24 protein-coding genes, 1 tRNA gene, 2 pseudogenes and 1 riboswitch are annotated in these 25,951 nt (G+C 69.8%); of the genes and pseudogenes, 13 read left to right on the top strand and 14 right to left on the bottom strand.

Translation table 11 applies throughout. The features are described 5' to 3' along the window. Both JNW91_RS12735 and JNW91_RS12740 read right to left on the bottom strand, forming a co-directional pair. Positions 1–196: hypothetical protein (locus JNW91_RS12735; protein ID WP_203175048.1), on the bottom strand; the 196-nt coding region annotated here is incomplete at its 3' end. Continuing rightward, positions 193–996 carry a DUF881 domain-containing protein gene (locus tag JNW91_RS12740; protein ID WP_203175049.1) on the bottom strand — a complete coding sequence of 268 codons (804 nt, stop codon included), beginning with the start codon at positions 994–996 and terminating at the stop codon, positions 193–195. The genes JNW91_RS12740 and JNW91_RS12735, both read right to left, overlap by 4 nt. A gap of 221 nt (positions 997–1,217) precedes the next feature. Between JNW91_RS12740 and JNW91_RS12745 the strand changes: the two genes are divergently transcribed. The 5 genes from JNW91_RS12745 (at position 1,218) to JNW91_RS12765 (ending at position 7,576) form a co-directional block, all read left to right on the top strand. Further along, positions 1,218–1,481: a cell division protein CrgA gene (locus JNW91_RS12745; RefSeq protein ID WP_203175050.1), complete on the top strand. Its 264-nt coding sequence runs from the start codon at positions 1,218–1,220 to the stop codon at positions 1,479–1,481. Positions 1,482–1,769: 288 nt separating this feature from the next. Further along, positions 1,770–3,968 carry a (Fe-S)-binding protein gene (locus JNW91_RS12750; RefSeq protein WP_203175051.1) on the top strand — a complete coding sequence of 733 codons (2,199 nt, stop codon included), beginning with the start codon at positions 1,770–1,772 and terminating at the stop codon, positions 3,966–3,968. 92 nt (positions 3,969–4,060) lie between these two features. Then, positions 4,061–5,401 carry a hemolysin family protein gene (locus JNW91_RS12755; RefSeq protein ID WP_203175076.1) on the top strand — a complete coding sequence of 447 codons (1,341 nt, stop codon included), beginning with the start codon at positions 4,061–4,063 and terminating at the stop codon, positions 5,399–5,401. Then, positions 5,394–6,395: a hemolysin family protein gene (locus JNW91_RS12760; protein ID WP_203175052.1), complete on the top strand. Its 1,002-nt coding sequence runs from the start codon at positions 5,394–5,396 to the stop codon at positions 6,393–6,395. Before JNW91_RS12755 ends, JNW91_RS12760 begins: the two co-directional genes overlap by 8 nt. 167 nt (positions 6,396–6,562) lie before the next feature. After that, positions 6,563–7,576: a C40 family peptidase gene (locus tag JNW91_RS12765; RefSeq protein WP_203175053.1), complete on the top strand. Its 1,014-nt coding sequence runs from the start codon at positions 6,563–6,565 to the stop codon at positions 7,574–7,576. A 55-nt stretch (positions 7,577–7,631) separates the two neighbouring features. Here JNW91_RS12765 and JNW91_RS12770 read toward each other — a convergent pair whose 3' ends face one another. Then, positions 7,632–9,206 carry an N-acetylmuramoyl-L-alanine amidase gene (locus JNW91_RS12770; RefSeq protein WP_238424868.1) on the bottom strand — a complete coding sequence of 525 codons (1,575 nt, stop codon included), beginning with the start codon at positions 9,204–9,206 and terminating at the stop codon, positions 7,632–7,634. Then, positions 9,185–9,607, bottom strand: a complete 423-nt coding sequence (locus tag JNW91_RS32215; RefSeq protein WP_238424869.1) for a hypothetical protein — start codon at positions 9,605–9,607, stop codon at positions 9,185–9,187. Before JNW91_RS32215 ends, JNW91_RS12770 begins: the two co-directional genes overlap by 22 nt. A 234-nt stretch (positions 9,608–9,841) precedes the next feature. Then, positions 9,842–9,978: riboswitch (cyclic di-AMP (ydaO/yuaA leader) on the top strand. A 13-nt stretch (positions 9,979–9,991) separates the two neighbouring features. Between JNW91_RS32215 and JNW91_RS33560 the strand changes: the two genes are divergently transcribed. Continuing rightward, on the top strand, positions 9,992–11,032 hold the full coding sequence (locus JNW91_RS33560) for a C40 family peptidase (RefSeq protein WP_203175054.1): 1,041 nt from the start codon (positions 9,992–9,994) through the stop codon (positions 11,030–11,032). 72 nt (positions 11,033–11,104) lie between these two features. On the opposite strand, the gene dcd is transcribed toward JNW91_RS33560, so the two are convergent. Further along, on the bottom strand, positions 11,105–11,683 hold the full coding sequence (gene dcd / locus JNW91_RS12780; RefSeq protein ID WP_203175055.1) for a dCTP deaminase: 579 nt from the start codon (positions 11,681–11,683) through the stop codon (positions 11,105–11,107). Positions 11,684–11,782: 99 nt separating this feature from the next. On the opposite strand from dcd, the gene JNW91_RS12785 reads away from it, so the two are divergent. Next, entirely contained in the window at positions 11,783–12,340 is a 558-nt protein-coding gene (locus JNW91_RS12785; RefSeq protein ID WP_203175056.1) for a pyridoxamine 5'-phosphate oxidase family protein, read from the top strand. 72 nt (positions 12,341–12,412) lie between these two features. On the opposite strand, the gene JNW91_RS12790 is transcribed toward JNW91_RS12785, so the two are convergent. Next, on the bottom strand, positions 12,413–13,396 hold the full coding sequence (locus tag JNW91_RS12790) for a zinc metalloprotease (protein WP_203175057.1): 984 nt from the start codon (positions 13,394–13,396) through the stop codon (positions 12,413–12,415). Positions 13,397–13,598: 202 nt separating this feature from the next. Between JNW91_RS12790 and JNW91_RS12795 the strand changes: the two genes are divergently transcribed. Then, positions 13,599–13,672: transfer RNA gene (locus JNW91_RS12795), tRNA-Gly, on the top strand. Between the two features lie 546 nt (positions 13,673–14,218). Here the strand turns inward: JNW91_RS12795 and darG are convergent. From darG to JNW91_RS12815, 4 genes and pseudogenes are all read right to left on the bottom strand, one after another. Continuing rightward, entirely contained in the window at positions 14,219–15,319 is a 1,101-nt protein-coding gene (gene darG, locus JNW91_RS12800) for a type II toxin-antitoxin system antitoxin DNA ADP-ribosyl glycohydrolase DarG (protein WP_203175058.1), read from the bottom strand. A 16-nt stretch (positions 15,320–15,335) separates the two neighbouring features. Then, entirely contained in the window at positions 15,336–15,923 is a 588-nt protein-coding gene (locus tag JNW91_RS12805; RefSeq protein ID WP_203175059.1) for a DUF4433 domain-containing protein, read from the bottom strand. Between the two features lie 406 nt (positions 15,924–16,329). Beyond that, a pseudogene (locus tag JNW91_RS12810) lies at positions 16,330–16,909 on the bottom strand (ABC transporter permease); the annotation flags it as partial. Beyond that, a pseudogene (locus JNW91_RS12815) lies at positions 16,896–17,222 on the bottom strand (ATP-binding protein DrrA1-3 family domain-containing protein); the annotation flags it as partial. The pseudogenes JNW91_RS12810 and JNW91_RS12815, both read right to left, overlap by 14 nt. A gap of 178 nt (positions 17,223–17,400) precedes the next feature. On the opposite strand from JNW91_RS12815, the gene JNW91_RS12820 reads away from it, so the two are divergent. Further along, on the top strand, positions 17,401–17,766 hold the full coding sequence (locus JNW91_RS12820) for a VOC family protein (RefSeq protein ID WP_203175060.1): 366 nt from the start codon (positions 17,401–17,403) through the stop codon (positions 17,764–17,766). Positions 17,767–17,785: 19 nt separating this feature from the next. Here the strand turns inward: JNW91_RS12820 and JNW91_RS12825 are convergent, their stop codons facing one another. After that, positions 17,786–18,487 (bottom strand): dihydrofolate reductase family protein, encoded by a 702-nt coding sequence (locus JNW91_RS12825; protein WP_203175061.1) that lies wholly within the window; start codon positions 18,485–18,487, stop codon positions 17,786–17,788. A 309-nt stretch (positions 18,488–18,796) separates the two neighbouring features. Between JNW91_RS12825 and JNW91_RS12830 the strand changes: the two genes are divergently transcribed. After that, entirely contained in the window at positions 18,797–19,678 is an 882-nt protein-coding gene (locus tag JNW91_RS12830) for an LLM class flavin-dependent oxidoreductase (RefSeq protein ID WP_203175062.1), read from the top strand. 33 nt (positions 19,679–19,711) lie between these two features. Here the strand turns inward: JNW91_RS12830 and JNW91_RS12835 are convergent, their stop codons facing one another. The 3 genes from JNW91_RS12835 to JNW91_RS12845 are packed head-to-tail and all read right to left on the bottom strand — an operon-like array spanning position 19,712 to position 21,826. Beyond that, a complete protein-coding gene (locus tag JNW91_RS12835; RefSeq protein ID WP_203175063.1) occupies positions 19,712–20,143 on the bottom strand; it encodes an ASCH domain-containing protein in 432 nt (143 codons plus the stop codon). Positions 20,144–20,200: 57 nt separating this feature from the next. Further along, complete coding sequence (locus tag JNW91_RS12840; protein ID WP_203175064.1) at positions 20,201–21,241, bottom strand: questin oxidase family protein; 1,041 nt, start codon at positions 21,239–21,241, stop codon at positions 20,201–20,203. Between the two features lie 33 nt (positions 21,242–21,274). Then, positions 21,275–21,826, bottom strand: a complete 552-nt coding sequence (locus JNW91_RS12845; protein WP_203175065.1) for a phosphoribosyltransferase family protein — start codon at positions 21,824–21,826, stop codon at positions 21,275–21,277. Between the two features lie 185 nt (positions 21,827–22,011). Between JNW91_RS12845 and JNW91_RS12850 the strand changes: the two genes are divergently transcribed. The 3 genes from JNW91_RS12850 to JNW91_RS12860 all read left to right on the top strand — a co-directional run bounded on the left by JNW91_RS12850 (position 22,012) and on the right by JNW91_RS12860 (position 25,868). After that, positions 22,012–22,644: a septal ring lytic transglycosylase RlpA family protein gene (locus tag JNW91_RS12850; RefSeq protein WP_203175066.1), complete on the top strand. Its 633-nt coding sequence runs from the start codon at positions 22,012–22,014 to the stop codon at positions 22,642–22,644. A 101-nt stretch (positions 22,645–22,745) separates the two neighbouring features. Next, complete coding sequence (locus JNW91_RS12855; RefSeq protein ID WP_203175067.1) at positions 22,746–23,873, top strand: PP2C family protein-serine/threonine phosphatase; 1,128 nt, start codon at positions 22,746–22,748, stop codon at positions 23,871–23,873. 138 nt (positions 23,874–24,011) lie between these two features. Then, the gene (locus tag JNW91_RS12860) at positions 24,012–25,868 is read left to right on the top strand and encodes an acyl-CoA dehydrogenase (protein ID WP_203175077.1); all 1,857 of its coding nucleotides are present in this window, start codon (positions 24,012–24,014) and stop codon (positions 25,866–25,868) included. Positions 25,869–25,951 lie beyond the last annotated feature (83 nt).

Below are 25,951 nucleotides of genomic sequence, written 5' to 3' on the forward strand. Positions count from 1 at the left end.
CGGCGGCACCGCGGCCGGTGGCGGCTCGGGGGCTGGTCGGTGGGCGCGTGGCGCGGGGGCGGCCCGGCAGCTCGGGGGTGGGCCAGTTGCCGGCCGGGCCGGGCCGGGTAGGTGTCGGCTCAAGCTGGTCGACCTTCGGCAGGAACGCCGTCGGTTCGTTCGCCTGGTCCCGGTGTCGCCCGTCCGCGCCGCTCACCTGGGCACCGTAGCCGAGCGCAGGGCGGTCGAGTCCTCGAACGCCGGGACCGTCACTCTGGCGACGGCCTCCTCCTTGTAACCGAGCTGATAGTCGTCGACTGCGTCCTTGAACAACCGGACTCCCTCAGAACCGGCGAGGGCCTGCTGAAGGGCAGCGGGATCGCCGATTGCTACGATCTTGAACGGTGGGGAGTACACCCGCCCGTGGAGCAGCAGGGTGTTACCGACGCAGCGTACCGCGCTGGTCGCGAGCACGCGGACATTCATGATTGACATGGCCTCCGCGCCGCCGGCCCACAGCGCGTTGACCACCGCCTGGACGTCGCCCTGGTGCACCACCAGGTCGTCGTTGCTGGCGTCGGGGTGGGCCTGGTCCGGTTGCGGCGCGTCGTTCAGTTCGACCGTCACCCCGGGGCCGGCGAGCGCGGTGAAACCGGCCGCCTGGAGGCTGCCCTCGGCGCGGTCCCGTTGGGCCTTGATCGGGCCGTCCGAGTCGGCGAGCGCGTCGGTCCGTTGCTCGACCTCGCCGCGCAGCTCGGCAGCCCGGCGCTCGCTCCCCGCGACCTGCTCGCGGCGGTCCTCGATGAACTGGTTGAGCTGCGGCCGACGATCCTCGCGCAGCGCGGTGCCGTCGGCGGTGGTGGCGGAGGTGGTGAAGAGCAGTCCGGCCGCGGCGGCGATCAGGGGCACCCCGATCGACCAGCCGGGTCGGCGTTGACGCGGTCGCCGGGGCAGCAGCCCGGCGCCGGCCCGTCGGAGGACCTTCTGCCAGGAGGCGGCGCCGGATGTGTACTCCACCGAGCGTTCCTTCCGCGTGTCGGGGATCGGTCCGCCCCGGCCCGGCCGGTGATACGAACAGTCCCGCCTTTTTCGGTCACTCCGTGCACCGGCCTGACCCATTCGTGGTCCGGGCGGCCGTTCCGGACTACGCTAGCTCTCGAACATTATTGGCCATGGACCGTCGCCCCCGCGCCCGGTTGTCAGGCCGGACGAGGTCGTCACCCCCTCTGGAGAGCGTCGTGCCCAAGTCACAGGTCCGCAAGAAGAAGGTGTACACCCCGCCGACGGACGTACGTCCGACGACGGCGGCGACGTCGCGCAAGCCTAGCCCGGTCTGGCTGCCGATCACCGCGGTCGCCCTGATCGTCGCTGGCATCGGCTGGCTGGTCGTCTACTACCTCTCCGAGCAGCAGTACCCGGTCATGTCGTGGGGTTACTGGAACCTCGCGGTGGGCTTCGGTGCGATGGTCGCCTCGCTGGCGCTGCTCTCCCGCTGGCGTTGAGCCGGTCCCGGCGTCGAGGCGTCGGAGGACCCAGGTCACCCCACGAGGCCCTGCCCGGCGGGACCGGGCGGGGCACCCTATGGTGTCCGCAGGGCGGCGTGGCCGGATGCGAGATGACTCACGTTACTGCTGGGTAACCTTGCGCGTAGGCTGCACAGCATGACCGAGCGGAGCGAGGTCATCGACCGGTCCGGTCGCAGGTGCGGCAACGGCGTGACGCCGGCTCCGCCCTGACCCGGCCCCGGTCGCCGAGCCGCTCGACAGCAGCAGACCGGGGAGGCCAACTCGATGGGCAGCGTCCAGATCGTCACCACGATCCTCGCGGCCGCCATCACCGCCGTGGCGGTGTGGCTTGCGGTGCGTGCGGTCCTGAAGATGACGGCCGTCATCCGGCTCGGCCAGCCCGCACCGGAGCGGTTCACCGACAAGGGTGCCCGCACGAAGACAATGCTGGTGGAGACCGCCGGCCACACGCGGATGCTCAAGTGGGGCGTGGTGGGGGCCGCCCACTGGTTCGTGATGGTCGGCTTCATCGTGCTGTCGCTGCTGGTGCTCGAGGCGTACTTCGAGGTGGTCACCCCGACCGGCGGGCTGCCGATCATCGGGCACTGGACGATCTTCGGGTTGGCCACCGAGGTCATCACCGTGCTGGGCCTGGTCGGCATCCTGGTGCTGATGGTGATCCGGCTGCGTAACCGGCCGACCCGGCCGGGCGGCCGGTCCCGGTTCACCGGCTCGACGATGTGGCAGGGCTACTTCGTCGAGTGGATCGTGCTGCTGGTCCTGATCTTCGGCTTGCTGATTCGCGGCTTCAAGGTCGCCACCGACCACTTCGAGTACCCGTTCTGGGCCACCCCGGTCAGCCACGCGGTCGGCGCGGTGCTGCCCAACTGGTCGGACGGGGCGAGCGTCGCGGCGCTCATCAAGATCGTCATTTCGATGACCTGGCTGATCGTCATCTCGCTGAACGTCACCATGGGCGTCGCCTGGCACCGCTTCCTGGCGTTCCCCAACATCTTCTTCAAGCGTGAGCCGGCCAAGCCGGCCGGCTCCGGCCTCGGCGCGCTGCGCCCGATGACGAGCCAGGGCAAGCCGCTCGACTTCGAGGAGGCGGACCCGGAGAAGGACCAGTTCGGCGTCGCCCACGTCGAGCAGTTCAGCTGGAAGGGTCTGCTGGACTTCAGCACCTGCACCGAGTGCGGTCGCTGCCAGTCGCAGTGCCCGGCCTGGAACACGGGCAAGCCGCTGTCGCCCAAGCTGCTCGTTTTGAGCCTGCGCGACCACGCGTACGCCAAGGCGCCGTACCTGCTGGCCGGCGGCGGTAAGGACCTGACCGGCGAGGAGAAGGCCACCGCCGCGCAGCTCGCCCACCTCGACGTGCTGTCGCTCGCCGAGGGCGACAAGCCGTTGATCGGCGACGCCGGGTCCGGTGGCGTCATCGACCCGGACGTGCTCTGGTCCTGCACGACCTGTGGCGCCTGCGTCGAGCAGTGCCCGGTGGACATCGAGCATGTCGACCACATCGTCGACATGCGCCGCTACCAGGTCCTGATCGAGTCGAGCTTCCCCTCCGAGGCCGGCGTGATGCTGCGCAACCTGGAGAACAAGGGCAACCCGTGGGGCGCCCCGCAGAACACCCGCGAGGACTGGACCAAGGGCCTGGACTTCGAGGTGCCCCGGGTCGGCGAGGTGGACGACTTCGAGTACCTGTTCTGGGTGGGCTGCGCCGGCGCGTTCGAGGACCGGGCCAAGAAGACCACCCGCGCCGTGGCCACCCTGCTCAACGAGGCGGGCGTGAAGTTCGCCATCCTCGGCGAGGGGGAAACCTGCTCCGGTGACCCGGCGCGACGGATCGGCAACGAGTTCGTCTTCCAGATGCTCGCCCAGCAGAACGTCGAGACCCTGAACGAGGCGTTCGAGGGTCGGGAGAAGGCCAAGCGCAAGATCGTCGCCACCTGCCCGCACTGCTTCAACACGCTCGGCAACGAGTACGGCCAGCTCGGCGGCGAGTTCGAGGTGGTCCACCACACCCAACTGCTGGCCCACCTGGTCTCCACGGGCAAGCTCACCCCGGTGCAGCCGGTGGACGGCGGGGTCACCTACCACGACCCCTGCTACCTGGGCCGGCACAACCGGGTCTTCGCGGCTCCCCGCGAGGTGCTCGGGGACGCCATCGAGGGCGAGCTCACCGAGATGCCGCGCAACAGCGAGCGCTCCTTCTGCTGCGGCGCCGGCGGTGCCCGGATGTGGATGGAAGAGAAGATCGGCAAGCGGATCAACGTGGACCGCGTCGAGGAGGCCATGGCCACCGGCGCGAAGACGGTCGCCGTCGGCTGTCCGTTCTGCTCGACGATGCTCAGCGACGGCGTCAACGGCAAGGGTGCCGGCGAGCAGGTCGAGGTGATCGACGTGGCCACGGTGCTGCTCCGCTCGGTCAAGCCGGAGCAGCCGCAGAGCCACAAGGACACCGCGCCGGTCGGCGGTTGAGCCGCGTACCCCGGCATCGACATCCGTCGACGGCGGTGGCACCCCCGGGTGCCACCGCCGTCGTGCGAGAATTCGCGCCGAGGTGAGGCGACATCGACGGCCTGCTCCTGACCACGCTGCTACCCCTGGTCGGTTTCGTCGCGTTGACCGCGGGCAACGCGTTCTTCGTCGCGGCCGAATTCGCCCTGGTCACGGTCGACCGTGCGGAGATCGACCGGCGGGCCGCCGCCGGCGACCAGGCCGCGATGACGGTACGCACCGCGCTCCGTGAGCTGTCCTTCCAGCTCTCCGGGGCACAGCTCGGCATCACCATCACGGCGCTGCTCACCGGCTACCTGGCCGAGCCGGCCCTGGCGCGGATCTTCACCCCGGTGCTGCGTCCGGTGGCCGGGGACGACGCCGAGCGTTTCACGCCGTTCCTGGCGCTGGCGCTGGCCACCCTGCTCTCCATGCTCTTCGGCGAGCTGGTGCCCAAGAACGCGGCGCTGGCCCGGCCGATGCCCGCCGCGCTGGCCACCGCCGGCCCGATGCACACCTTCTCCCGCACGTTCGGCTGGCTGATCCGGGGGCTGAACGGCTCGGCGAACCGGCTGGTGCGGGCGCTCGGCGTGGAGCCGCAGGAGGAGTTGGCCAGCGCCCGCTCACCGGAGGAACTGGGTCTCCTGGCGGCCATCTCCGCCCGGGCCGGCGCGCTGCCCACCGACACCGCGATGCTGCTGCGCCGCACCATCCGTTTCGGTGACAAGCGGGCGGCCGAGGCGATGACGCCCCGCGTGGACGTGGTGGCGCTGCGGGCCACCGCCACGGTGGCCGAGCTGCTCGAGGCGTCCCGACAGACCGGACGGACGCGCTTCCCGGTGTACGAGGAGACGCTGGATCTGGTCACCGGGGTGGCCGGTGTGCCCGACGCGCTCGGCGTGCCGCTGGCCGCCCGGGCGTCGACCATGGTCGGTTCGGTGGCCCGGGAGCCGGTGTACGTGCCGGAGAGCCTCAACCTGGACGGCGTACTGGCCGCGTTGAAGTCGGCCGGCGCGGACCTGGCGATCGTGGTCGACGAGTACGGCGGCACGGACGGCGTGGTGACCGTCGAGGACCTGGTGGAGGAACTGGTCGGGGAGATCGCCGATGAATTCGACCCGGCCACCGTGGACGATGCCGGCCCGATCGAGCTGACCGTGCCCGGTGGGGAACGCGCCCTGCTGGTGGACGGGGTGCTGCGTTCCGACGAGTTGGCCGAGCAGACCGGTTTCCGGCTGCCCGACGGGCCGTACGAGACGCTGGCCGGGTTCCTCATGGCCCGGCTCGGGCACATCCCGCTGGCCGGCGAGACGGTCGAGGCCCAGGGCTGGGAGTTCACCGTGGTGGAGGTGGAGCGGCACCGGATCGAGCAGGTCCGGGTGCTGCGCCCGGCGGAACCGGACGACGATGACTGAGCTGCTGGTGACCGTGCTGTTGCTGCTGGGCAACGGGTTCTTCGTCGGTAGCGAGTTCGCGCTGATCGCGTCCCGGCGCACGGTGATCGAGCCGCTGGCCGCCGGCTCGAAGCGGGCCCGGTGGGCGCTGTCGGCGATGAACCAGATCCCGCTGATGATCGCTGGTGCCCAACTCGGCATCACGGTCTGTTCGCTGGGCCTCGGTGCGATCGCCGAGCCCGCGCTGGCGCACCTGCTGGAGACGCCGTTCCACGCGGCCGGCCTGCCGGAGCGGGCGGTGCACCCGGTGGCGTTCGTGCTGGCGCTGGGCGTGGTGGTCTTCCTGCACACGGTGGTCGGCGAGATGGTGCCGAAGAACATCACGCTGGCCGGTCCGGAGGTCTCCGCGTTGTGGCTCGGCCCGGCGATGCTGGCGTTCTGCGTCGCCACCAAGCCACTGTTGCTGGCGATGAAGTGGGCGGCCCGTCGGGTGCTCGCGTTCTGGCGGATCGAGGCGTCCGAGGCGGTGAAGACGGTGTTCACCGCCGAGGAGTTGGCCGGTCTGGTCTCCCAGGCGCGTACCGAGGGACTGCTGGACGCGGAGCAGCACGCCCGGATCACGGGCGCGCTGGCCCTGCACGCGCGAACCGCGGCGGACGCGTTGCAGCCGTGGTCGACGGTGGTGACGGTGGCCGAGGACGTCTCGCCGGCGTCGCTGGAGGTGCTGGCGACCCGGACGGGTCGGTCTCGCTTCCCGGTGGTGCAGCGGTCCACCCGGCGGGTGCTCGGTTTCGTGCACGTCAAGGATGTGCTCGGCTACGCCGGTCACGGTCGTCGGGCGCCGGTGCCGGCCGAGGTGTACCGGCCGCTGGCGGTGGTGCCGCCGGAGCGTACGTTGGCCGACCTGCTGCTCGCGATGCGCCGGGAACGGCGGCACATGGTGCTGGTCAGCGACGGTCGCCGCCCACTCGGCGTGGTGACGCTCGATGACGTATTGACCGCAATCGTTGGTTGATCGGTCAATACCCTTGGTGTGCAAGCGGTTGCACGACAGTGATGGTGACCGGGTTCGCCTTGATTCCGGTCCGGCGCTTCCCTAATGTGGGGCACCGACCGCTGTGGGTCGTCTGCCTCGGCCCTTCCCTCACGCGAGGCGCCCGGCGGTCGGTTGCAAAGGAGTCGGTGCCGGTGGCAACCATGCCCCCTCATCGTCACGACCTGAATGCGTCTGCTCGGCTGGGTGGCCTGCGCCGCGCCGCCCATCGTCTGCTCGTCCTCTTCGCCGCCGCGGCGGTCGGCGCCGGCCTGCTCGCCGCGCCGGCACACGCCGATCCCACGGTCGACGAAATCGAGGCGCAGATCGACAAGAAGTGGGAGCAGTTGGAGCCCACCATCGAGCAGTACAACAAGGTCCGGGCGCAGCTGAAGGTCAATCGACAGAAGTCGACGGACCTGCAGAAGAAGATCGAACCGCTGGCGTTGCAGAGCGAGCTGGCGCTCAACCGGGTCGGCGACCTCGCCTCCCGCTACTACATCTCGGGCCCGTCGCACGACATCGGCGCGCTGCTGGTCAGCGCCAAGCCGGACACGCTCACCGAGCAGCTCACCGTCCTCGACCGCCTCGCCGCGCAGGAGCGCAAGGAGGTCGAGGGGGTGCTGGCCGTGCGGGCCAAGTACGACGGCGAGAAGCAGAAGCTGGACGCGCTGATCGTCACGCAGACCAAGCAGCAGAACGAGCTGGCGGCCAAGAAGAAGCAGATCGACACCGAGATCAAGAAGCTCGAGGCGTCGATGCCCAAGACCACGGTCAAGACCGTCGGCTGCCCGACCATCAACGGTGTGCTTGCCGTGGCCGCACAGAAGGCGATCAGGACCGCGTGCCAGCAGGTCGGCGATCCGTACGTCTGGGGCGCCACCGGCCCGAACTCGTTCGACTGCTCGGGGCTGACCCAGTACGCCTACAAGTCGGCCGGGATCTACCTCACCCACCACACCGGTGACCAGTGGAACGAGGGCAAGGCGGTGTCGCGAGCCGACGCCCGTCCCGGTGACCTGGTCTTCTTCTTCTCGGGCCTGAGTCACGTCGGGCTGTATCTGGGCAACAACCAGATGGTGCACGCGCCACGTGCCGGCAAACCGGTCCAGGTGTCCAGCATCAACACCATGCCCGTCGCCGGGTTCCGCAGACCCGGCTGATCCACATCGCGCAACACGACGCCCCCGGTCACCGACCGGGGGCCGTCGTGGCTTCTCAGCTCGGCGCGCCCAACGGGGACGGCAACAACTGCACGTCGGCCAGGTCGACGTACATGATGCGGTGGCCGAACTGGATCTGCGCGTACCGGTTCTCGCCGCGGATCACCGTCCAGTCACCGGGCGAGGAACCGTCGATCGTGCTGGCCCGGTAGTACTCGCCGGCCAGCACCGCGCCGACGGCGTACCGCTGTCCGGCGGCCAGGGTGTACTGCAGCGGCGAGATCTCCTGGTAGGGCACGCCGGCCGGGTAGGCCGCCTGCTCCGGGTACGCCCGCCCGTACACCGGGATGGTCGCCCGTCCGGGCTTCGGGGTGGCCACCACGCCGACGGTCCACTTGGCGGTCGGCGCGGACGGCGGGTTGTGGAACCACGCCCGTTGCCCGAGGTACCAGATGGCCGTCCAGTCACCCTGCCGGCCGGCCAGCGCGTACGTCTGGCCGGCGGAGGCCCGGGCGCCGTGGTCTGACACCTCCATGGTGTTCGGGGTGCCGTCGGGGCGCAGCGCGATGTCGTTGACCAGTGGCGCGTCCGCGGACGGCGCGCTGTGCAGCACCACCGACGAGGAGCCGCGCGGCGTGCACGGCACGCCAGGGGTGACGCATCCGATGAACGCGGGCTGGTTGGTGGCGTAGTTCGGGTCGATCTGGACCAGCCCGCTGGCCGGGCTGCCGGTGTCCAGACGCGGCGCGTGCAGCAGGTCGAAGTAGTGCGTCCAGTCCCAGTACGGACCCGGGTCCCAGTGCATTCCGCGTACGGTCGACGCGACGGTGCCGGGCACGTTGTCGTGGCCGATGATGTGCTGGCGGTCCAGCGGGATACCCAGCCGCAGCGCGAGGTGCTGGACCAGCTTCGCCGAGGCCCGGTACATCGCCTCGGTGTACCAGGTGCCCTGCGCGGCGAAGCCCTCGTGTTCCAACCCGATCGACTTGGCGTTGACGTACCAGTTTCCGGCGTGCCAGGCGACGTCCTTGGTCTTCACGTGCTGGGCGATGTGCCCGTCCACGGAGCGCAGCGAGTAGTGCCAGCTCACGTAGGTGGGGTCCTGGACGAGTTTCAGAGTGGTCGCCCAGCTCGCCTCGGTGTCGTGGATGACGATGTACTCGATCTTCTGCCGGGCGGGCCGGTCGGAGAGGTCGTGGTTGCCGTAGTCCCCGTCGCCGAACGCCTCGTACGGCGCGGGAATCGACTCGCACGAGACGGTGCGGGGGCACTCCAGCCCGTCCGGGCGGGCCAGGCGGCGCAGGCCCAGCCGGTCCAGCCAGGAGCGCTCCGGCTGTACCGCGCGGGCCGGCAGCGTGATCCGCTGGCCGTCGTCGGTCACCCGGGACTCGCCGGCGCTGATGGTGGTGAAGACCTCGTCGGCGAAGGCCGCGGCGGCGTCGGCGCTGTCCGCGCCGGCGTAGCGGGCCACCGCGCCGTACCAGGTGGCCGGGTCGGTGCCGGTGCCGACCGGGGCGCCCAATTCCCGTTGGTACGCGGCCAGCAGCGCCGCGCCACCGCGGATGTTGACGCTCGCGTCGGTGCGCAGCGACTCGGGTGCCGCGCCGGTCAGCGCGGCGGCGGCGTCCATGGTCTGCAACGCGGCGGCGGGCGGTGCGGGGTCCTCGGCCGGCGCGGGTGCCGGCGCGGGTCGGAGTCGTCGCCGCGCGGGTCCTCGGTGCCGACGTCGTGGTGGCCGCGTCCGGGTAGGGCGGCCACGTGGCGAGCGTCGGTCAGGTGCATCGGGCCGTAGCCGCCGCTGGTGCTCGGTGTGCCGGCGTTGCTGTCCCAGCGGGACTCCAGGTAGGAGACGCCGAGCAGCACGTCGGTCGGTACGCCGTACTCCGCTGCCGCCGCGACGTACTGCTGCTGGCGGTCGGCGGTGGGTGCGGCGGCGGCCGCCCCGGCGGGTAGCGGTACCGCGGTCGCGGCGGCGACCACGGCGGCGGCGAGCAGAGCGCGCCGGCCGGGGGACAGGGTTGGACGGTGCATCGAACCCCCTAGATTCCACGAATGAAGGTGAGGTCACCTTCGCGCCGCCCGGGAGTCCGCGTCAATACCTTTCCATCTGTCGATGCAGTCGGAAGGAAATTTTCGGGTACGGCCCGTGACCCTCTCCAATCGGTACGGAGTGTCACGGCCGCACGGGTTGCGGATTGGTAACAGGCGTCTCTACTCTGGTCATTCGCCGGTCCGATAGCAGGTCCGCCCAGCCCGGGCGGTAACGGACCGACACCGCCGAGTCGCTTCCGAGCGAACCGGGGACCCAGGTTCCCCCGGGGTGAATCCGCAGCCACTGCGGTAGGGCGCCGACTTCCCGCCCGAACCCGTCAGCTAACCCGGTAGGCGGTCAGGAAGAAGGAGAACGGAACCCCGGTGGCACTTCATGCCCCGCGGCCGTCGTCCGAGCGGTCGGCAGCAGCCGACCCGACGTCGATCGTGCCGCGTCCACGCTGGTCCCGCTTCACCACCGCTCTCGCCGCACTGGTCGGCGTCGCCGTCGTCCTGACCGGCAGCGCCACGGCGGCCCACGCCGACCCGTCCGTCGCCGAGATCGAACGCCAGATCGACGCCGACTGGAACAAACTCGAACCGATCATCGAACGGCACAACGCCACCCGGGCCGACCTCGCCGTCAAGCGCAAGCAGGCCGACGCCCTGGCCGCCCGGATCGCCCCGCTGGAGCGTCAGGTCGACGCCGCGATGGACAAGGTCAGCGCTCTGGCCGTGCGCGCGTACAAGGGCGAGAACGTCTCCACCGTCAACGCGGTGCTGGGCAGCCGGTCGCCGAGCGAGGTCGTCGGGCAGCTCGAGATGCTCGACCGGTTCGCGCACAACCAGCAGCAGGACGTACGCCAGGTTGCCGACCTGCGCAACGACCTGGCCGCGCAGAAGGCGCCACTGGACGAGATGGTGGCCCAGCTGACCCGTACCGAGGCCCAGCTGGCGGCGAAGAAGAAGCAGATCAACGAGGAGATCGACCGTCTGCAGAAGCTGCGCCTCAAGGTGTACGGCAACGGCGGCGGCGGCCCGCTGCGTCCCGCGCCCTGCCCGGCCAGCTACCCGGGCGGTGCCGCGGGCGTGGCCGTGAAGTTCGCCTGCGCGCAGATCGGCAAGCCCTACGTGTGGGGCGCCGAGGGCCCGAACTCGTACGACTGCTCCGGGCTGATGCTGGCCGCCTGGGCCAAGGCCGGCGTGTCACTGCCGCACAACGCCGCCGCGCAGAGCCGGGTGACCAAGAACGTCAGCAAGGGCGACCTGCGCCCCGGTGACCTGGTCTTCTACTACAGCGACATCCACCACGTCGGCATGTACGTGGGCAACGGCTGGGTGGTGCACGCCTCCCAGGCCGGCCAACCCATCAAGATGAAGAAGGTCGACGACGGCCCGATCCACAGCTACGGCCGCCCAGGCTGACCCACCGCAGACGCACGAGGGCCCGTCGCGATCCGTCGCGGCGGGCCCTCGTCGTGTGTCTGTCGTACCGCGTCAGCGGGTGGGCCAGGTACGCCAGTGCTGCCAGGCGCGGCTGGGCGTCGGCCCCCGCTGCCCCTGGTAGCGCGAGCCGTACACCACCGAGCCGTACGGGTGTTCGGCCGGCGAGGAGAGCCGGAAGATGCACAACTGACCGATCTTCATGCCCGGCCAGAGCGTGATCGGTAGGTTCGCCACGTTGGACAGCTCCAGCGTCACATGCCCGGAGAAGCCCGGGTCGATGAAGCCGGCGGTGGAGTGGGTGAGCAGACCGAGGCGGCCCAGCGAACTCTTCCCTTCCAGCCGGCCGGCGAGCTGGTCGCCCAGCGAGATCACCTCGAGCGTCGAGGCGAGCACGAACTCCCCGGGGTGCAGCACGAACGGCTCGCCGTCGGGAACCTCGACCACCGAGGTCAGGTCGTCCTGCTGCATTGCCGGGTCGATGTGGGTGTAGAGGTGGTTGTTGAAGACCCGGAACAGCCGGTCGAGTCGCACGTCGATGCTGGACGGCTGGACCAGCATGGGCTCGAAGGGCTCCAGGCCCAGCGCGCCGGCCTTGATCTCGGAGACCAGGTCGCGGTCGGAGAGCAGCATCGGACAACCATAGCCGCGTTGTGCGCGGGGGCCAGATTCGGTGCCGGTGACCAGCGCGTCGAGGTCGCTGGTCGTACATTTGTTCGATAGAATGCCCGCATGGCTTCCTGGTCCGAATTCGCCGCCGACGAGCCCCGACTCGCCGCCGGGATCCGCGTTCTCCTCCAGCAGTACGGGCCGGGCTTCGGCTACCTGGCCACGGTCCGCGCCGACGGGGGGCCCCGGGTCCATCCGGTCTCCCCGGTCATCACCGACGAGGGCTTGTTCTGCTTCATCATCGACTCTCCGAAGCGCCGCGACCTCGAACGAGACGGCCGCTACGCGCTGCACTCGTTCCCGCCGGAGGAGAGCGACGATGAGGCGTACGTGGCGGGTCACGCCCGTCCGGTGACCGATCCGGCCCAGTTGGCCCGTTTGGCGCAGGGTGCCCGGGCCGAGCCGCAGGTCGACTGGCGGTTGTTCGAGTTCACCGTCGACGTGGCGATGCTGACCCGCCGCGAGCAGCACATCGCTGGCGTTCCGGGTGTGCCGCCGGGCCGGCCGGCCGTTCGGGTGTGGCTCGACCCGCACGCAGCGCCGGCACCGGTCGCACCGGTTGCCGTACCGCAGACCCGCCCGACCCGTCGCAGCCGTGACGTGCAGTGCACGGCCGCCTGATCGCGACCGATGCTGGAAACGCCGGTGCCGGCTCCGTCGTGACGGAGCCGGCACCGGGTGTACGCGGAGAAGCTACGCGGCGCGGTACGCGTTCCACGCGGTCAGCATCCGGCTCGCCTGTCCCGGGGTGAACTGGTACATGCACGAGTCGTAGGTGTAGTCCATGAAGTTGGTGATCGGGTCCAGGCCGGTCGCCGAGCAGGTGTTGCGCCCGGTCGGGCACTCGTACGCCGGCGACGCCTCGGCCGGGGTGTCGCTGACGCTGTCACCCGAGCCACCGCAGCCACCCTGGAAGGTGTGGTAGAGGTTCAGCCAGTGGCCCACCTCGTGGGTGCCGGTGTCGCCCTGGTTGTAGTTGGTGGCGGTGCCACCCGGCAGCGACTCGTTCAGCGCGACCACGCCGTCCATGCTGCTCAGGTTCCGCTGCGGGAAGGTCGCCCAGCCCAGCAGGTCGTCGCTCAACTCGCCGAGGTAGATGTTGAGTGTGTTCTTGCCGCCCACCCGCAGCGACGACTTCATCGACCGCTCCGCCGACGAGCCCTGCACGATCGGGTACCACGAAGGGTTCGTCACCCGGTTGATCTTGTCGAGCCGGAAGGTGAACGCGGTGGCCGCGCCGCCGGTCGCGCCGGCGTAGGCCTGGTTGAGCACGGTGATCTGCGAGGTGATCAACGAGTCGGGGATGTTGCCGCCGGCTCGGGTGCTGTTCTCCTGGATCACATGCACCACCACCGGGATGGTGACCGTGGCCAGTGCCGTCGCTCCTGCGCCGGCGCGAAAGTTGGCGCGCTCGCGCAGCGCCGCCGCCAGGTCGGCGTCCCGCTCGCGGACCTGCTTCGCGGTCAGCTCGTTCGGGTCGTGCTTCGCCGCGGCGCCGGGCTTGACCCGGGCGTTGGCGTGACTGTCCGCCGGCTCCACGCAGGCGCCGCCGGGCGCCGCGGAGAAGGCCGACGCAGCCGGGACGGCGCCCACCGCGGCGGTGCTGAGCAGCAGCGCGAGTGTCGTGGACGCGACACCGGCGGCACGCCGGGTCAGCAGGTTGGGACGGGGTCCCATGGGCCCACCTCTTTCTGGCAGCGTGACAGGGGGTGTGTCACGCCGTGGCTGAGAACGTGTGGCAGACGTTACAACCCATCGACGCATTTGAGAACGGCCATATGTTGCCGTCCGGAAACTTCTTCACGGGTTCGTGTGGCGGGGGGTGCGCGGGGGTACCTGGGTGCACCGGCGCGACCACTCGGGTACAGTGGTGCCGCCTGCGGGTGTAGTTCAATGGCAGAACATCAGCTTCCCAAGCTGACAGTGCGGGTTCGATTCCCGTCACCCGCTCCAGCGTGAGGCCCCAGCTCAGGACACATTCCCTGGCTGGGGCCTCGGTCGTTGCCATTACTTTCTTGCGCTTGCCGTGCCCGATCCTGACTCTTCTTGATCTGCGAGCTGAGCGCTTCGGCGATCTGCTCGTCCTGCTCGCGGGCGGTGTGCTGGTGATCATCGCCGCGAGGGTCGAGGCGTGGCCCATCCGCGCCATCAGGTCGGCGAGGATTGCCCCGGTCCGCGAGGCGAGGGTGTTACCGGTGTGCCGCAGGTCAAGTGAAAGCCAGGCAGGCCAGCCGCCGCGCGGCCGCCCCTCGGAGCTCAAAGGCGCTACGCGTCGCGAGCGACGGCCCTGCGGGCCGCCCTTGACCTCGGAGCCTGTGCGACCCTCGGGCAGGAGTCGTGGGGCAGGCTGATGGCCTGCCCCTACTGGTGCGCGTCGCCAACCCCGGCCCCGACTCGTCGCCGGTCACCCAGCGGCATCAAGGTCCGCTTGACGTGGCGGGCCGGGTGGCGGTCTGCTCCCCGGGAGGGCGGGTCGGCGGCAGACGGGATAGTCTGCAGCTAGACACCAAGCTCGGTAAGAACACCGGCAACAGCGTCGTCTGCCTCTACATCAATCCACTGCATCGCGGCGAGTTCCACGACGGATCGCACAATGTCGTCGTGCTTAATCGGCGGCTTTCTGCGAATCTTCCACTTCTCCACGTACTCAATCACCTCAGCGGTTGTCGGCCTGCGTCCGAACCTGCTTCGCAGCGCATCAGCAACGTAATGAACAGAACCCGCGACTTCCGCTCGTCGCGAATCGAAGCGAGCAACAAGATCCACCACGCGAGCTATAGCTGCTTCCCACTGCTGAAGCTCTGTCATATAGTGCATCTTCGCATCGCTGAAGGTCGATCCCACCCGGGTCTCAATCATGCTGCCGCGACGTACCTCAGCGACAAGACCGTTATTCTGGAGTTGCGCGGTTAGGCGACCGAGTGAAGCAGCGTAAGGCCCGTAGCTGTTGGCTTCATACGTTAGAGACGTCGGAATGCCTGCCGCAGTGGCAAAGTAGGCAATTTTTTGGAACAGGACCCGGCCTACAGGCCAGTGGTATGGTTCCGCCTCGATCTTGGCCAGGATGTCGACTAGCGCTATGGCCCCAGGTGCTACCCTGGGCGTATCGCCTCGGCGGCCTTCCTGCTCCGGCATTTCAAGTAACGAGAGCTGCGCATCGCTTGGTTCGACACCATGAGGCACGTATAGCTCAACCGGGATGGCGAAATCACGAAGATGCTTGTCCAGCGTCGGCCCTACTACGGACCAGTCAAGCTGGCCGTTACCGCAGCCCAGAGGTGGCACGGCGATCGAGGTGACGCCCCACTCGCGAAGATGTTCTTTAAGGTACATCAGGCCGTTCTCGATGTCCTCAAGCCGACTGACTGAACGCCAATGATCCTTAGTGGGGAAATTGACGATGAGATGATCGTCGGCCCTAAAAATGTACGGCTTCCCTAGTTTTACCGTGCCGGCGTCGCAACGGCGCACGTAATCCTGAAACATCTCCGGGTAGCGCCTCTTGAAGGCAAGCGCGATGCCCTTGCCCATAATCCCGACGCAGTTGACCGTGTTTACTAGGGTCTGCGCGCGCGAGTTCAGCAGATTGCCCTGAGTCAACCTGATTGACGTGCTCCTACTTGAAGAAGATGTCATTATTCACTTCCCCGCCGATTCCAAGCATCTGGCAAGCCTGGGCTCCGTGCGTATCGCAGACGTATGCGCCTCTAATGAACTCTACCGCAATGCGCTCTGGTATAAGCACCTCTGCGCAACGTTTGCGTTTCTTTTCGAAATAGACAATCCGGTCACTGTCGGTCCACCACCGTGCGTAAACCCGTTCCTCGTCAAGTCTTTCTATACCTTGCGGTGACGGGTAAAATCGAGTGTAGTCGGCGGCCGCATTTCCGTCGGCGATGATGGCATTCGGAAGGTCCAGCACCGAAGGGTCAATCCGTAGCACAACGATCGGGGCGCACCCTCCGTTGCGCAAACGGGACATCATCGGATTCCGTGCATGAAGGTACAAGTTGACGTAGTCGTGAAGCAGGAGACCTTGGGGGACTCGCTTCCCGGCGCGGCGGTCCTGGATCTCCTCAGCTGCCACCGACGCATGCTCCACGCTCCGGGCGAGGTTGTGGGAAACAAGGCCCCACTTCGCCATCGATGGCAAGTTTGCGACAGGCGCTATGTAGTGCAGTTCCGCGACCAGGGACCGATCCATGCACGAGCCTCCCCTTGCCCAGGCGCTCCGGTACGCAGTGTCCCGAAGGGGTCTGACGTTGTGGGCGGGAGCGAGAGGCTCCAGCAGGTGTCAAAGCGGAGGCATGCCCGTTCCGTGCCCGGTGCAAGGGTAAAGAGAGGTAAGCGAACGGGCCACATATGGCTCCGTTGCCTACAGTCCGTACCGATTGAGCGGCTCAAGACTACGAGGCGTAAAGACGTAGGCGATTCCCACGCTGACAGTGCGGGTTCGATTCCCGTCACCCGCTCCAGCGTGAGGCCCCAGCTCAGGACAGGGTTCCCTGGCTGGGCCTCAGTCGTTGCTCTCGTATTTTTCGGCCGCGGCGTGGCGTTCGCAGAGGCGGCGCCGGGAGGCACTCGGACGAGCTGGGATCAGTTGGTCGCGGTCACGCCCGCTTCGTGAACGTGGATTGCGCCCACAGGTAGCCCACGAGAGCGATGGCGACACACCAGACGAGAGCTTGGATCACGTCACCGGTGGACGGCGTGCCGTTGAGGAACCGCGCAGAGTCTCGATGATCGGCGTGAAGGGCTGGTACTCCGCGAACTCCCGAGCCCGGGTCCCATCTTGTCCGCCGGCACGATCGCGCTGCTGAAGAACGGCAGCATGACCAGGGGTACGGAGGCCAGCCCGGCCGTTTCCGGAGACTTCGCCGACAGCCCCAGGGCGACCGTGAGCCAGCCGGCGGCGAAACCGAGCAGCACGATGACGCCGATCGCGCCGAGCCAGCCGAGGAAGCTCGCCGACGGGTTGAACCCGAGCAGGAAGGCCACCCCGATGAGGGCCGCGATGGCGACCAGGTTGGTCAGCACGCTGGCGACGACGTGACCGGTCAGCACGGCGCCACGGGAGACGTGCATGACCTTGAACCGGTTGATGATGCCCTTCGTCATGTCGGAGTTCACCGCCGTCGCGGTGGCGCCCAGCCCGTAGCAGACCGCCAGGAGCATCAGTCCGGGCGAGGAAGACGTCATCGAGGTCCGGCGTCTGTACGGAGAACCCCTCGGCACTGATCGCGTACTCGTCGAGCCGGTCGAGCAGGGCCCGCAGCGAGGCCGTTCCGCCATCGCTGGGCACCCGCAGGGCCAGTGCCTCGTCGTCGCGCGTGGAGTCGGTGAGCACCCGGGCGGCCGCGTCGAGTTCGGCCATGGTGGTGAACCGGAGCCGGACGTGGGTGCCGGGGATCTGGCGCTTGAGCTCGTCGGGCGTGCCCTGGGCGACCAGACGCCCCTGGTCGAGGACGGCGATCCGGTCGGCGAGTTGATCGGCTTCCTCGATGCCGTCGAGCACGACCTTGTCCTTGTAGGTCTTTCGCAGTCGGGAGACCGCAATCGCTGAACTCGTCGTGCAGCTACCATCGGCGGCTGGCCTGTCACCCCCCTGACGCGGCCCTGACACGGGCACTGACACGGGAAATCCGCCCGTGCCGGTTAGTGTCCGGTCAGGAGGTGGTCGCGTGTTCACCGAGGCTTTTCCCATCGTGACGACGCCCGACCTGGCGCGGCTGATCACGTTCTATCGGGACGTCGTCGGCTTCGAGCTGACCTACCGGTTCCCCGCGGACGGCGATCCGGAGTTCGTCGCGCTGCGCCTGGGCAACAGCGAGCTGGGCCTGGCTGCCGACCCGGAGGCCGGCGAGCCGGCCCACTCGCATCGCTGGGAGCTGTGCGTCTACGCCGACGATTGCGACGCCGCCGTGAACGCCCTGCGCTCCGGTGGCGCGACGGTCACCGAGGAGCCGGTCGACCAGCCGTGGGGTGAGCGGTCCGCCCGGGTCACCGACCCCGACGGCAACCGGATTCTGGTGCTGTCCCGCCTGTAGGCACCCGGTCGCCGGCGGGTCACCGCGTCGCCGTCGGCCCGCCGCCGCTGCCCCGGTCGTCGAGCACGAGCGGGGCGCGACCGTTCACCGCGTACCGGATGTGGGTGACCTCCGGGGTGTGGATGACCCGCGTCGGCGTCAGCTCGATCGCCTCCCTGTCGTCGAGGTCGAGGTCCGCGTCGAACAGCCGGAGGCCGGTGCCGAGCACGACCGGTACGACGTGCAGCTCCAACTCGTCGAGCAGGCCGGCCTTGAGCACCTGTCGGACCAGGCTGCCGCCTCCGGCCACGGCGACGTTCTTGCCGCCGGCTGCGGCGCGCGCCTGCTCGACGGCGCTGGCCACGCCATCGGTGACGTAGGTGAAGCTGGTGCCGCCTTCGCGCAGCAGGGTCTGGCGGGGGCGGTGGGTGACGACGAAGACCGGCGCGCGGAACGGCGGCTCCTCGCCCCAGGGCACCTCACCGCCGTCGGCCATCCGGCGGCCCATCACGTACGCGCCGGCCGCCCCGAACGACTCGGCGATCACGTCCGAGTTGGTGTCCTGTTCCCCGCCGGCGAAGCCCTGCCGCTCGCGCCACGCCGCCGCTTCGGTCGCCCAGCGGGTTATCCGGAAGAATCCCGCGCTCTCGGCCGAGTCCATCCAGTCGCCGTCGCCGGTGAACTGCGGGCCGGCGTAGAACCCGTCCGCCGACACCGAGAGCTGTGCGGTCACCTTCGTCATCGCGTTCGTTCCTCTCCTCGGGAGACAGACACCCACCGGGTGCCCTGTCACGGAGAGGTCGGAGCCGTCCGGGAACTCCCTACCGCCATGAAGTGTGACGCGCGCCACGTGACGTACCGGGTGTCGGCGTCAGGATCGCGTCTCGGCCGGTCGCGTCGGTGAATACGACCGTGAACTGGTCGACGACCGCCATGCGCAACGCCACCAGTGCCGGCACGTCCGACAGGTACGCCGGTCGCACCACCGGCCCGGCCCTCTGCACCATCACGACGCTAGGGCAGGTGGATCGACACGACTAGGCTGGCGATCATGCGGATTGGCATCGTGATCCTGCCGGACCAGCGTTGGGCGGAGTCGCAGCATCGCTGGCGGCAGGCCGACGAGTGGGGCTTCGACCACGCCTGGACGTACGACCACCTGGGCTGGCGGGATCTGGTCGACGGTCCGTGGTTCGACTCGATGGGCACGCTGACCGCCGCGGCCACGGTGACCTCCCGCATCCGGCTGGGCACCCTGGTGGCGTCGCCGAACTTCCGGCACCCGGCCGCGTTCGCCCGCCAGATCACGACGGTGGACGACATGTCGCGCGGTCGGTTGCTGCTCGGCCTGGGTGCGGGCGGTATCGGCTTCGACTCGGCGGTGCTGGGCGGCGAGACGTTGCCGCCGCGTCAGCGGGTCGACCGGTTCGCCGAATTCACCGAGCTGCTCGATCTGATCCTGCGGGAGGACGGCACCACCTGGCGTGGCGAGTGGTTCGCCGCGGTGGACGCCCGCAACAACCCCGGCTGCGTGCAGCAGCCCCGGGTGCCGTTCGTGGTGGCCGCCAACGGGCCGCGGTCGATGCGGCTGGTGGCGCGGTTCGGTCAGGGTTGGGTGACCACCGGCACCAGCGACGAGGACGATCTCGAAGGCTGGTGGGGCAGCGTGTCGGCGCTGTCCGCGCGGATGGACCGCACGCTGGACGAGGCCGGTCGCGATCCGGCCACTCTGGACCGTTATCTCTCGCTGGACGCGGCGCCGGTGTTCTCGCTCAGCAGCGCGCAGTTCTTCGCCGACCAGGTCGGCCGGGCCGCGGACCTGGGCTTCACCGACGTGGTGACGCACTGGCCGCGTGCCAGCAGTTGGTACGCCGGTGACGAGGCCGTGCTGGCGGACGTGGCGACCAGGCTGCTGCCGGGTCTGCGCGGCTGAACCGGAGGCAGCACCGGCGCGGCGGACCCCGGCTCAGGTGCCGAGGTCGCCGCCGGCCACGCCGCCCCCGCCGGCGGAGACCAGACGCAGGCGCAGGCAGACGATGGGGGTGTCGTCGTCGACCGGGGTCCCGAGCCGCGCCCAGTAGGCCGAGTGCCCGGCCCGCCACTCCTCGATCGAGCGGTCGCCCTCGCCTTCGGCGCGGGCGAAATCCCAGGGCACGTCGGCGAAGCGGACCACCTCGACGTCGGTGATCTCGACGACGCCGGCCAGCGCGTCGTCGTCGTCGACCAGGGCCAGCCGCTCGCCGACCCGCTCCAACTCCTCGCCCTCTTCCGCGTACTCGGCGAGCCGACCGGCCGTGGCGGTCTTCATACCGGCCAGCACGAGGGTGTTCAGGGTCTCCCGCAGCTCGCCGGGGGTGCCGAGGGCGAGGGTGCGCAGTTCACCGATCCGAGGCCACATCCTGCCGAGGCTAGGCGAGCGCGGCCCGCCGCGCCGTCGCAATTCGCGGGACCCTGCTCAGATCAGCTGCCCGGCGTAGCCGGCCGCGGTGAGCAGCCGCTCGTCGCCGGTGGCCGCGTGCGCGTCGACGACCGCGTCGGCCAGTTTGACCACGTGCTCGTCGCCGTGCCGGGCCGCGCGGGCGAAGACCTCCGCCGGAGTCGCGGCGGTCACCGTCGGAGGCGCGATCCCGTCGGTGGGGGCGTACACCGAGGTCATGGCCGCCGTCGCGGCCCAGGCCGCGGCGAGGCTCGGCGCCCACAGCGCCCGGTCCAGTGCCGGCAGGGTACGCAGCACCGCCGTCGGCGCGGTGACCGCGTGCACCAGCATGACCGGCGACGCGTGCCCGAAGCGCAGGTAGTTGAGGCCGGCGCGGTGCACCAGGGTGGTGAGCCCCTGCTGCGCCTCGGCCGGTGTCCGCGCGGGCCGAAGTGCCGTCAGCGCCGGCTCCCATCGGGGTACGCCGGCAAGCCGGCCCAGCCGATCCCGGACGCCCCCGGTCTGGTCGTCGATCCGGGGCACTCCGGCCAGCGCCGCGTCGACGTCCAACCGCTCCCGGTCGGCAGAGGGGCCGTGGAGGAGCCGGTCGGCGCCGGGGACGGGCTGCCAACGGGCCGTCCAGTAGCCGAGGGCCTGAGCCAGTTCGGTGATCCGGTGTGGGGTGGTGTCGTCCGCTTCGAGCGCGCGTACGGCGTGCCCGACCCGGATCACCCCGTGGGTGGCGCCGGCGGCGATGCCGGGCAGCAGGCGGGGCCACCAGGTGCCGAGCACGTCCCGCCACGGGTGTTCGCGCAGGTGCCGGTCGAAGTACGCCAGCCAGTCACCGGCCCGTTTCTCGTCGCCCAGGGCGGTCCGCCAGTCGTCGATGGGACGTAGGCCGCGGGGCAGTTCGTCGAGCCGCCCGAGGTAGTCGTCGAGCCAGCGGTGCACCCGCTGCTGGTGCCCGTGTCGGGTCAGCGCCTCGACGGCCATCGGTCCGTGGTTGGAGAGCCAGCCGTCGTATTCGGGGCCGGTGCGGTGCAGTCGTTCGTACGCCTCGTCGAGGATTCCGTCGCCCATGCCTCGATCGTCGAAGGTGAAGCGAGGTTCAGGTCAAGCCGGCAGGTCCGCGGCGCTGATCAGACCGGTGATCCGTAGCGCGGCAGCGATCTCGGGCGGGCAGTCGAGGGCCACCACCGCGGTGCCCAGCACCTCGGCGCCGCGCGCCGCGCAGATGTCGTAGAGAGCGCGGATCTGCGCACCGGTGCGGACCCAGTCGTCCACCACCAGGACCCGGTCGTCGGGGCCGAGGTGCCGGTCCCGCACGGCCAGGTCGACTCGCCGGCCCCGGTAGTCCGGAGGGCTCTGCGCCCAGGTGAGCGGCCCGGCCGGCAGCCGTCCGTCGCCGGGCTTGTGTGCGGCCACGAAGCCGACACCGAGGGCGGTGGCGGCCAGCGGGCCGAGTAGCAGGCCGGTCACCGCCGGGGCGAGCACCACGGTCGGTCCGGCGGCCCGGTACGGCACCACCAGGGCGGGTCCCAGCTCGGCCAGCACGTTGGGGTCGCGCCACCAACCGGAGATGTCGCTGACCAGGTGGCTGGTGCCGGGGCCGGGGTCGATCCACTGGAACAGGGCGGCCAGGCGTTCGGTCAGCTCAGCGGGCATCCGTCCATCGTGCGGCACGGCCGCTCGACGTGCCCGCACCCGGGCCGGTCGCCCATCCCGGCTCGGATGATCGGCTACACGTACCAGCGCAAATGCGGGCATAACCGCATGATCACGTTGACTTCGGAAGTGCTTCTCTCGTTACGGTCCGACGCGGTTTGTTCAGTCGACGAAAGGACCCGCCGGTGGCAGGCAGGCACTCCCGTACCCGCATCTTCTCCTCTCCGGCGGGCATCGCGGCCACCGCGGCGGTCGGCATCGCCCTCGCCGTCGGAGGCAGCTTCGGTGCCGTCCAACTGACCTCGGGCTCCGGGCAGTCGGGGCAGGCGGCTCTCGACTTCACCCCGACCACCGCCCCCAGCAGCTTCGCCGCGACCACCCCGGCCGCCTCCCCGAGCGCCAGCGCCTCGCCGAGCGTGACGGCCAGCCCGTCGGCCAGCCGGTCGGCACAGGCCGCCTCCCGGGCCAAGGCCCGCACCGCGTCGCCGAAGCCGAGCCCGACCGCGAAGAAGGCCACGGCGGCGGCGAAGGTGCTGGATAGCGGTTCGTGTGGTGCCTCGTTCTACTCCGACGGCCAGCTCACCGCCAACGGCGAGTCGTTCAACCCGAACGCGTTGACCGCCGCGCACAAGACGCTGCCCTTCAACTCGAAGGTCCGGGTGACCAACCCGGCCAACGGCAAGTCGGTGGTGGTGCGGATCAACGACCGCGGCCCGTTCATCGACGGCCGCTGCCTGGACCTCTCCCGGTCCGCCTTCGCCACCATCGCGTCGGTCGACGTGGGTGCGCTCACCGTCCGCTACGAGGTGCTCGGCTGAGCGGTTCGGTTCCCGCCGATCCGGCCAGACACCCGAGCCGGCCGGTCAGAACCTCCTCGGACGAGGGGTCAGGTTCATTCACCGGTTCACGTCAATCAGGCATGCTGTCCCTCGTACCCACGCGACTCCTCCAGTCGGGCCGCCGCCCGCTGAGCCCCGGATCCCGCGCCGGCCTCGGCGCGGCCCTCGCGCTGCTCATGATCGTCTCGGCGGTGGAGGCGGCCGACGGTCGCCTCGCGCACTACATCGCACTGCTGGCGGCTGCGCCGTACCTCGCCGCCGCCCTGGCGTCCTGGCAGGTGGTGCTGGGGGTGGGTTCCGCGGCGACCCTGATCGGAGCCGGCTTCGCCGTCATCGAGCCGAAGATGGAGCTGGTCACCTCGGTCAACGTGGTCGGTGTCGCGCTCGGCACCGCCTTGGCCGTGGCGGTGGCGGCGGTACGGCAGAGGCAGGCCGAGCAGATCGCCGAGCTGTCCAAGCTCGCCTCGGTGGCCCAGCAGGCGGTGCTGCGTCCGCTCGGCCCGCAGGTCGGCACGCTCTCGGTGGCCGGTCGCTACATCTCCTCCACGGCGACGGCCCAGATCGGCGGCGACCTCTACGAGGCGATCGACACGCCCTACGGGGTGCGCATGATCATTGGCGACGTGCGCGGCAAGGGGCTGGACGCCGTCCGGTTGGCGAGCATCGTCCTCGGCTCGTACCGGCACGTGGCCTACGAGCGGGCGGACCTGCGGGCTGTCGTCGCCGACCTGGACCGGGCGGTGGCCCGCAACGTCGGCGACGAGGACTTCGTGACGGCGGCGCTGGTGGAGGAGCGGGGTGGCACGCTCACCATCGTCAACTGTGGGCACCCGCCACCGCTGCTGCTCCGCCGGGGTGCGGTGATTCCGCTGGAGCCGCCGGCGCCGGCGCCCCCGCTCGGGTTCATGCCGGTGGTCCGCCCCCGGGTGGAGCGCCTGGAGCCCGGCGACCGGCTGCTGCTGTTCACCGACGGCCTTGGTGAGGCCCGGCGGGACGGCGAGTTCTTTCCCACCGCCGACCGGGCCTGGCGGCTGCTCGGGCACGGCACGGTCGCCGACGGGCTGGCCTCGTTGGAGACCGCCCTCGTCGAGTGGGTGCACGGCCGGCTCGATGACGACATCGCCCTGGTCCTGATGGAGTACGTGGGTGCCCGTACCGGCGCCGCTGCGGCCGTACCGAGCTGGGAGGTCGGTGCCGCCGAGAGCTGATGGCTCGGCCCGCCGGTCTGTTACGAGCGTGTGTGTAATCGCCGTCACTTGGGTGATCCGCTTGTCGCTGCCTACCCGCGAGTAATACAGTCGGGGTTACTGATCGGTAACACCTGTCCGGAAGCGGGGCCAGTGAGCATGACCCACTACAAGAGCAACCTGCGGGACCTTGAATTCAACCTGTTCGAGGTCTTCGGGGCGGACCGGGCGTTCGGCCAGGAGCCGTACTCGGATCTCGACACCGACACCGCCCGCAGTTTTCTCGCCGAGGTCGACCGCCTCGCCCGCGAGGACCTGGCCGCCAGCTACACGGACAGCGACCGCAACCCGCCGGTCTTCGACCCGACCACGCACACCGCTCCGCTGCCCGAGTCGTTCAAGAAGTCCTACCAGGCATTCATGGATTCCGAGTTCTGGCGGCTGGACCTGCCGCCCGAGCTGGGTGGCACCAACGCGCCGCGTGCCCTCTGGTGGGCCCTCGCCGAGCTGGTGCTCGGCTCGAACGCCCCGGTCTGGATGTACGCCTCCGGCCCGTCCTTCGCGCACGTGCTGCACGTCGAGGGCAACGAGCGGCAGCGGCAGTGGGCCAGGCTCTTCATCGACAAGCAGTGGGGGTCCACCATGGTGCTCACCGAGCCGGACGCCGGCTCGGACGTCGGCGCCGGCCGTACCCGGGCCATCCAGCAGCCGGACGGCACGTGGCACATCGAGGGCGTGAAGCGGTTCATCACCTCCGGTGAGCACGACCTGAGCGACAACATCGTGCACTACGTGCTGGCCCGCCCGGTGGGGGTGGAGGGCGTCGGTGGCCCCGGCACCAAGGGTCTGTCGCTCTTCGTGGTGCCGAAGTACCACTTCGACGAGACCACCGGCGAGCTGGGCGAGCGCAACGGGGTCTACGCCACCAACGTCGAGCACAAGATGGGCCTGAAGGTCTCCAACACCTGCGAGGTGACCTTCGGCGAGCACGGCGTGCCGGCCAGGGGTTGGCTGCTGGGCGACAAGCACGACGGCATCCGGCAGATGTTCATGATCATCGAGTACGCCCGGATGATGGTCGGCACGAAGGCCATCGCCACCCTCTCCACCGGGTACCTGAACGCCCTGGAGTACGCGAAGAACCGGGTGCAGGGCGCCGACCTGATCCAGCAGGCGGACAAGACCGCCCCGCGGGTCACCATCACCCACCACCCGGACGTGCGCCGGTCACTGCTGCTGCAGAAGTCGTACGCCGAGGGTCTGCGCGCCCTGGTCCTCTACACCGCCACCTGGCAGGACAAGGTCGCGATCGCCGAGGCGGCCGGCGACGAGAAGGACACCAAGCTGGCCAAGCGGGTCAACGACCTGCTGCTGCCGCTGGTCAAGGGCGTCGGTTCGGAGCGGGCGTACGAGCTGCTCGGGCACGAGGCGCTGCAGACCTTCGGTGGCTCCGGCTTCCTTCAGGACTACCCCCTGGAGCAGTACGTCCGGGACGCCAAGATCGACACCTTGTACGAGGGCACCACGGCCATCCAGAGCCTGGACCTGATCTTCCGCAAGATCGTCCGGGACAACGGCAAGGCGCTGATGGCGGTCGCCGGCGAGATCCAGGAGTTCATCTCCTCCGAGGCGGGCAACGGCCAGCTCAAGGAGGAGCGGCAGGCGCTCGGCAAGGCGCTCGCCGAGATCCAGAACATCCTCGGCGTGCTGACCGGCTGGCTGGGCGAGGCGCAGGGCGGCGACACCCGGGCCCTCTACAAGGTCGGGCTGAGCAGCCGACGTTTCCTGCTGGCCATCGGCGACCTGGTCGTCGGCTGGCTGCTCCAGAGGCAGGCCGACGTGGCGCTGAAGGCGCTGGCCGGCGAGGTCTCCGACCGCGACAAGGCGTTCTACACCGGCAAGGTGGCCGCCGCGCGCTTCTTCGCCCGCGAGGTGCTGCCGCGCATCGGTGCCGACCGGCGCATCATCGAGGGCGCCGACCTCGACATCATGGACCTCCCGGAGGATGCCTTCTGAGCGTGCCACGGCACGCCTGAAGGTTCCGGCTCGCACCACCCGTCACCCCCGGTCGACGGCCGGCGAGGGCATCCGCCCCGCTG

Source organism: Micromonospora parastrephiae, from assembly GCF_016802865.1.
Lineage (GTDB): Bacteria > Actinomycetota > Actinomycetes > Mycobacteriales > Micromonosporaceae > Micromonospora > Micromonospora parastrephiae.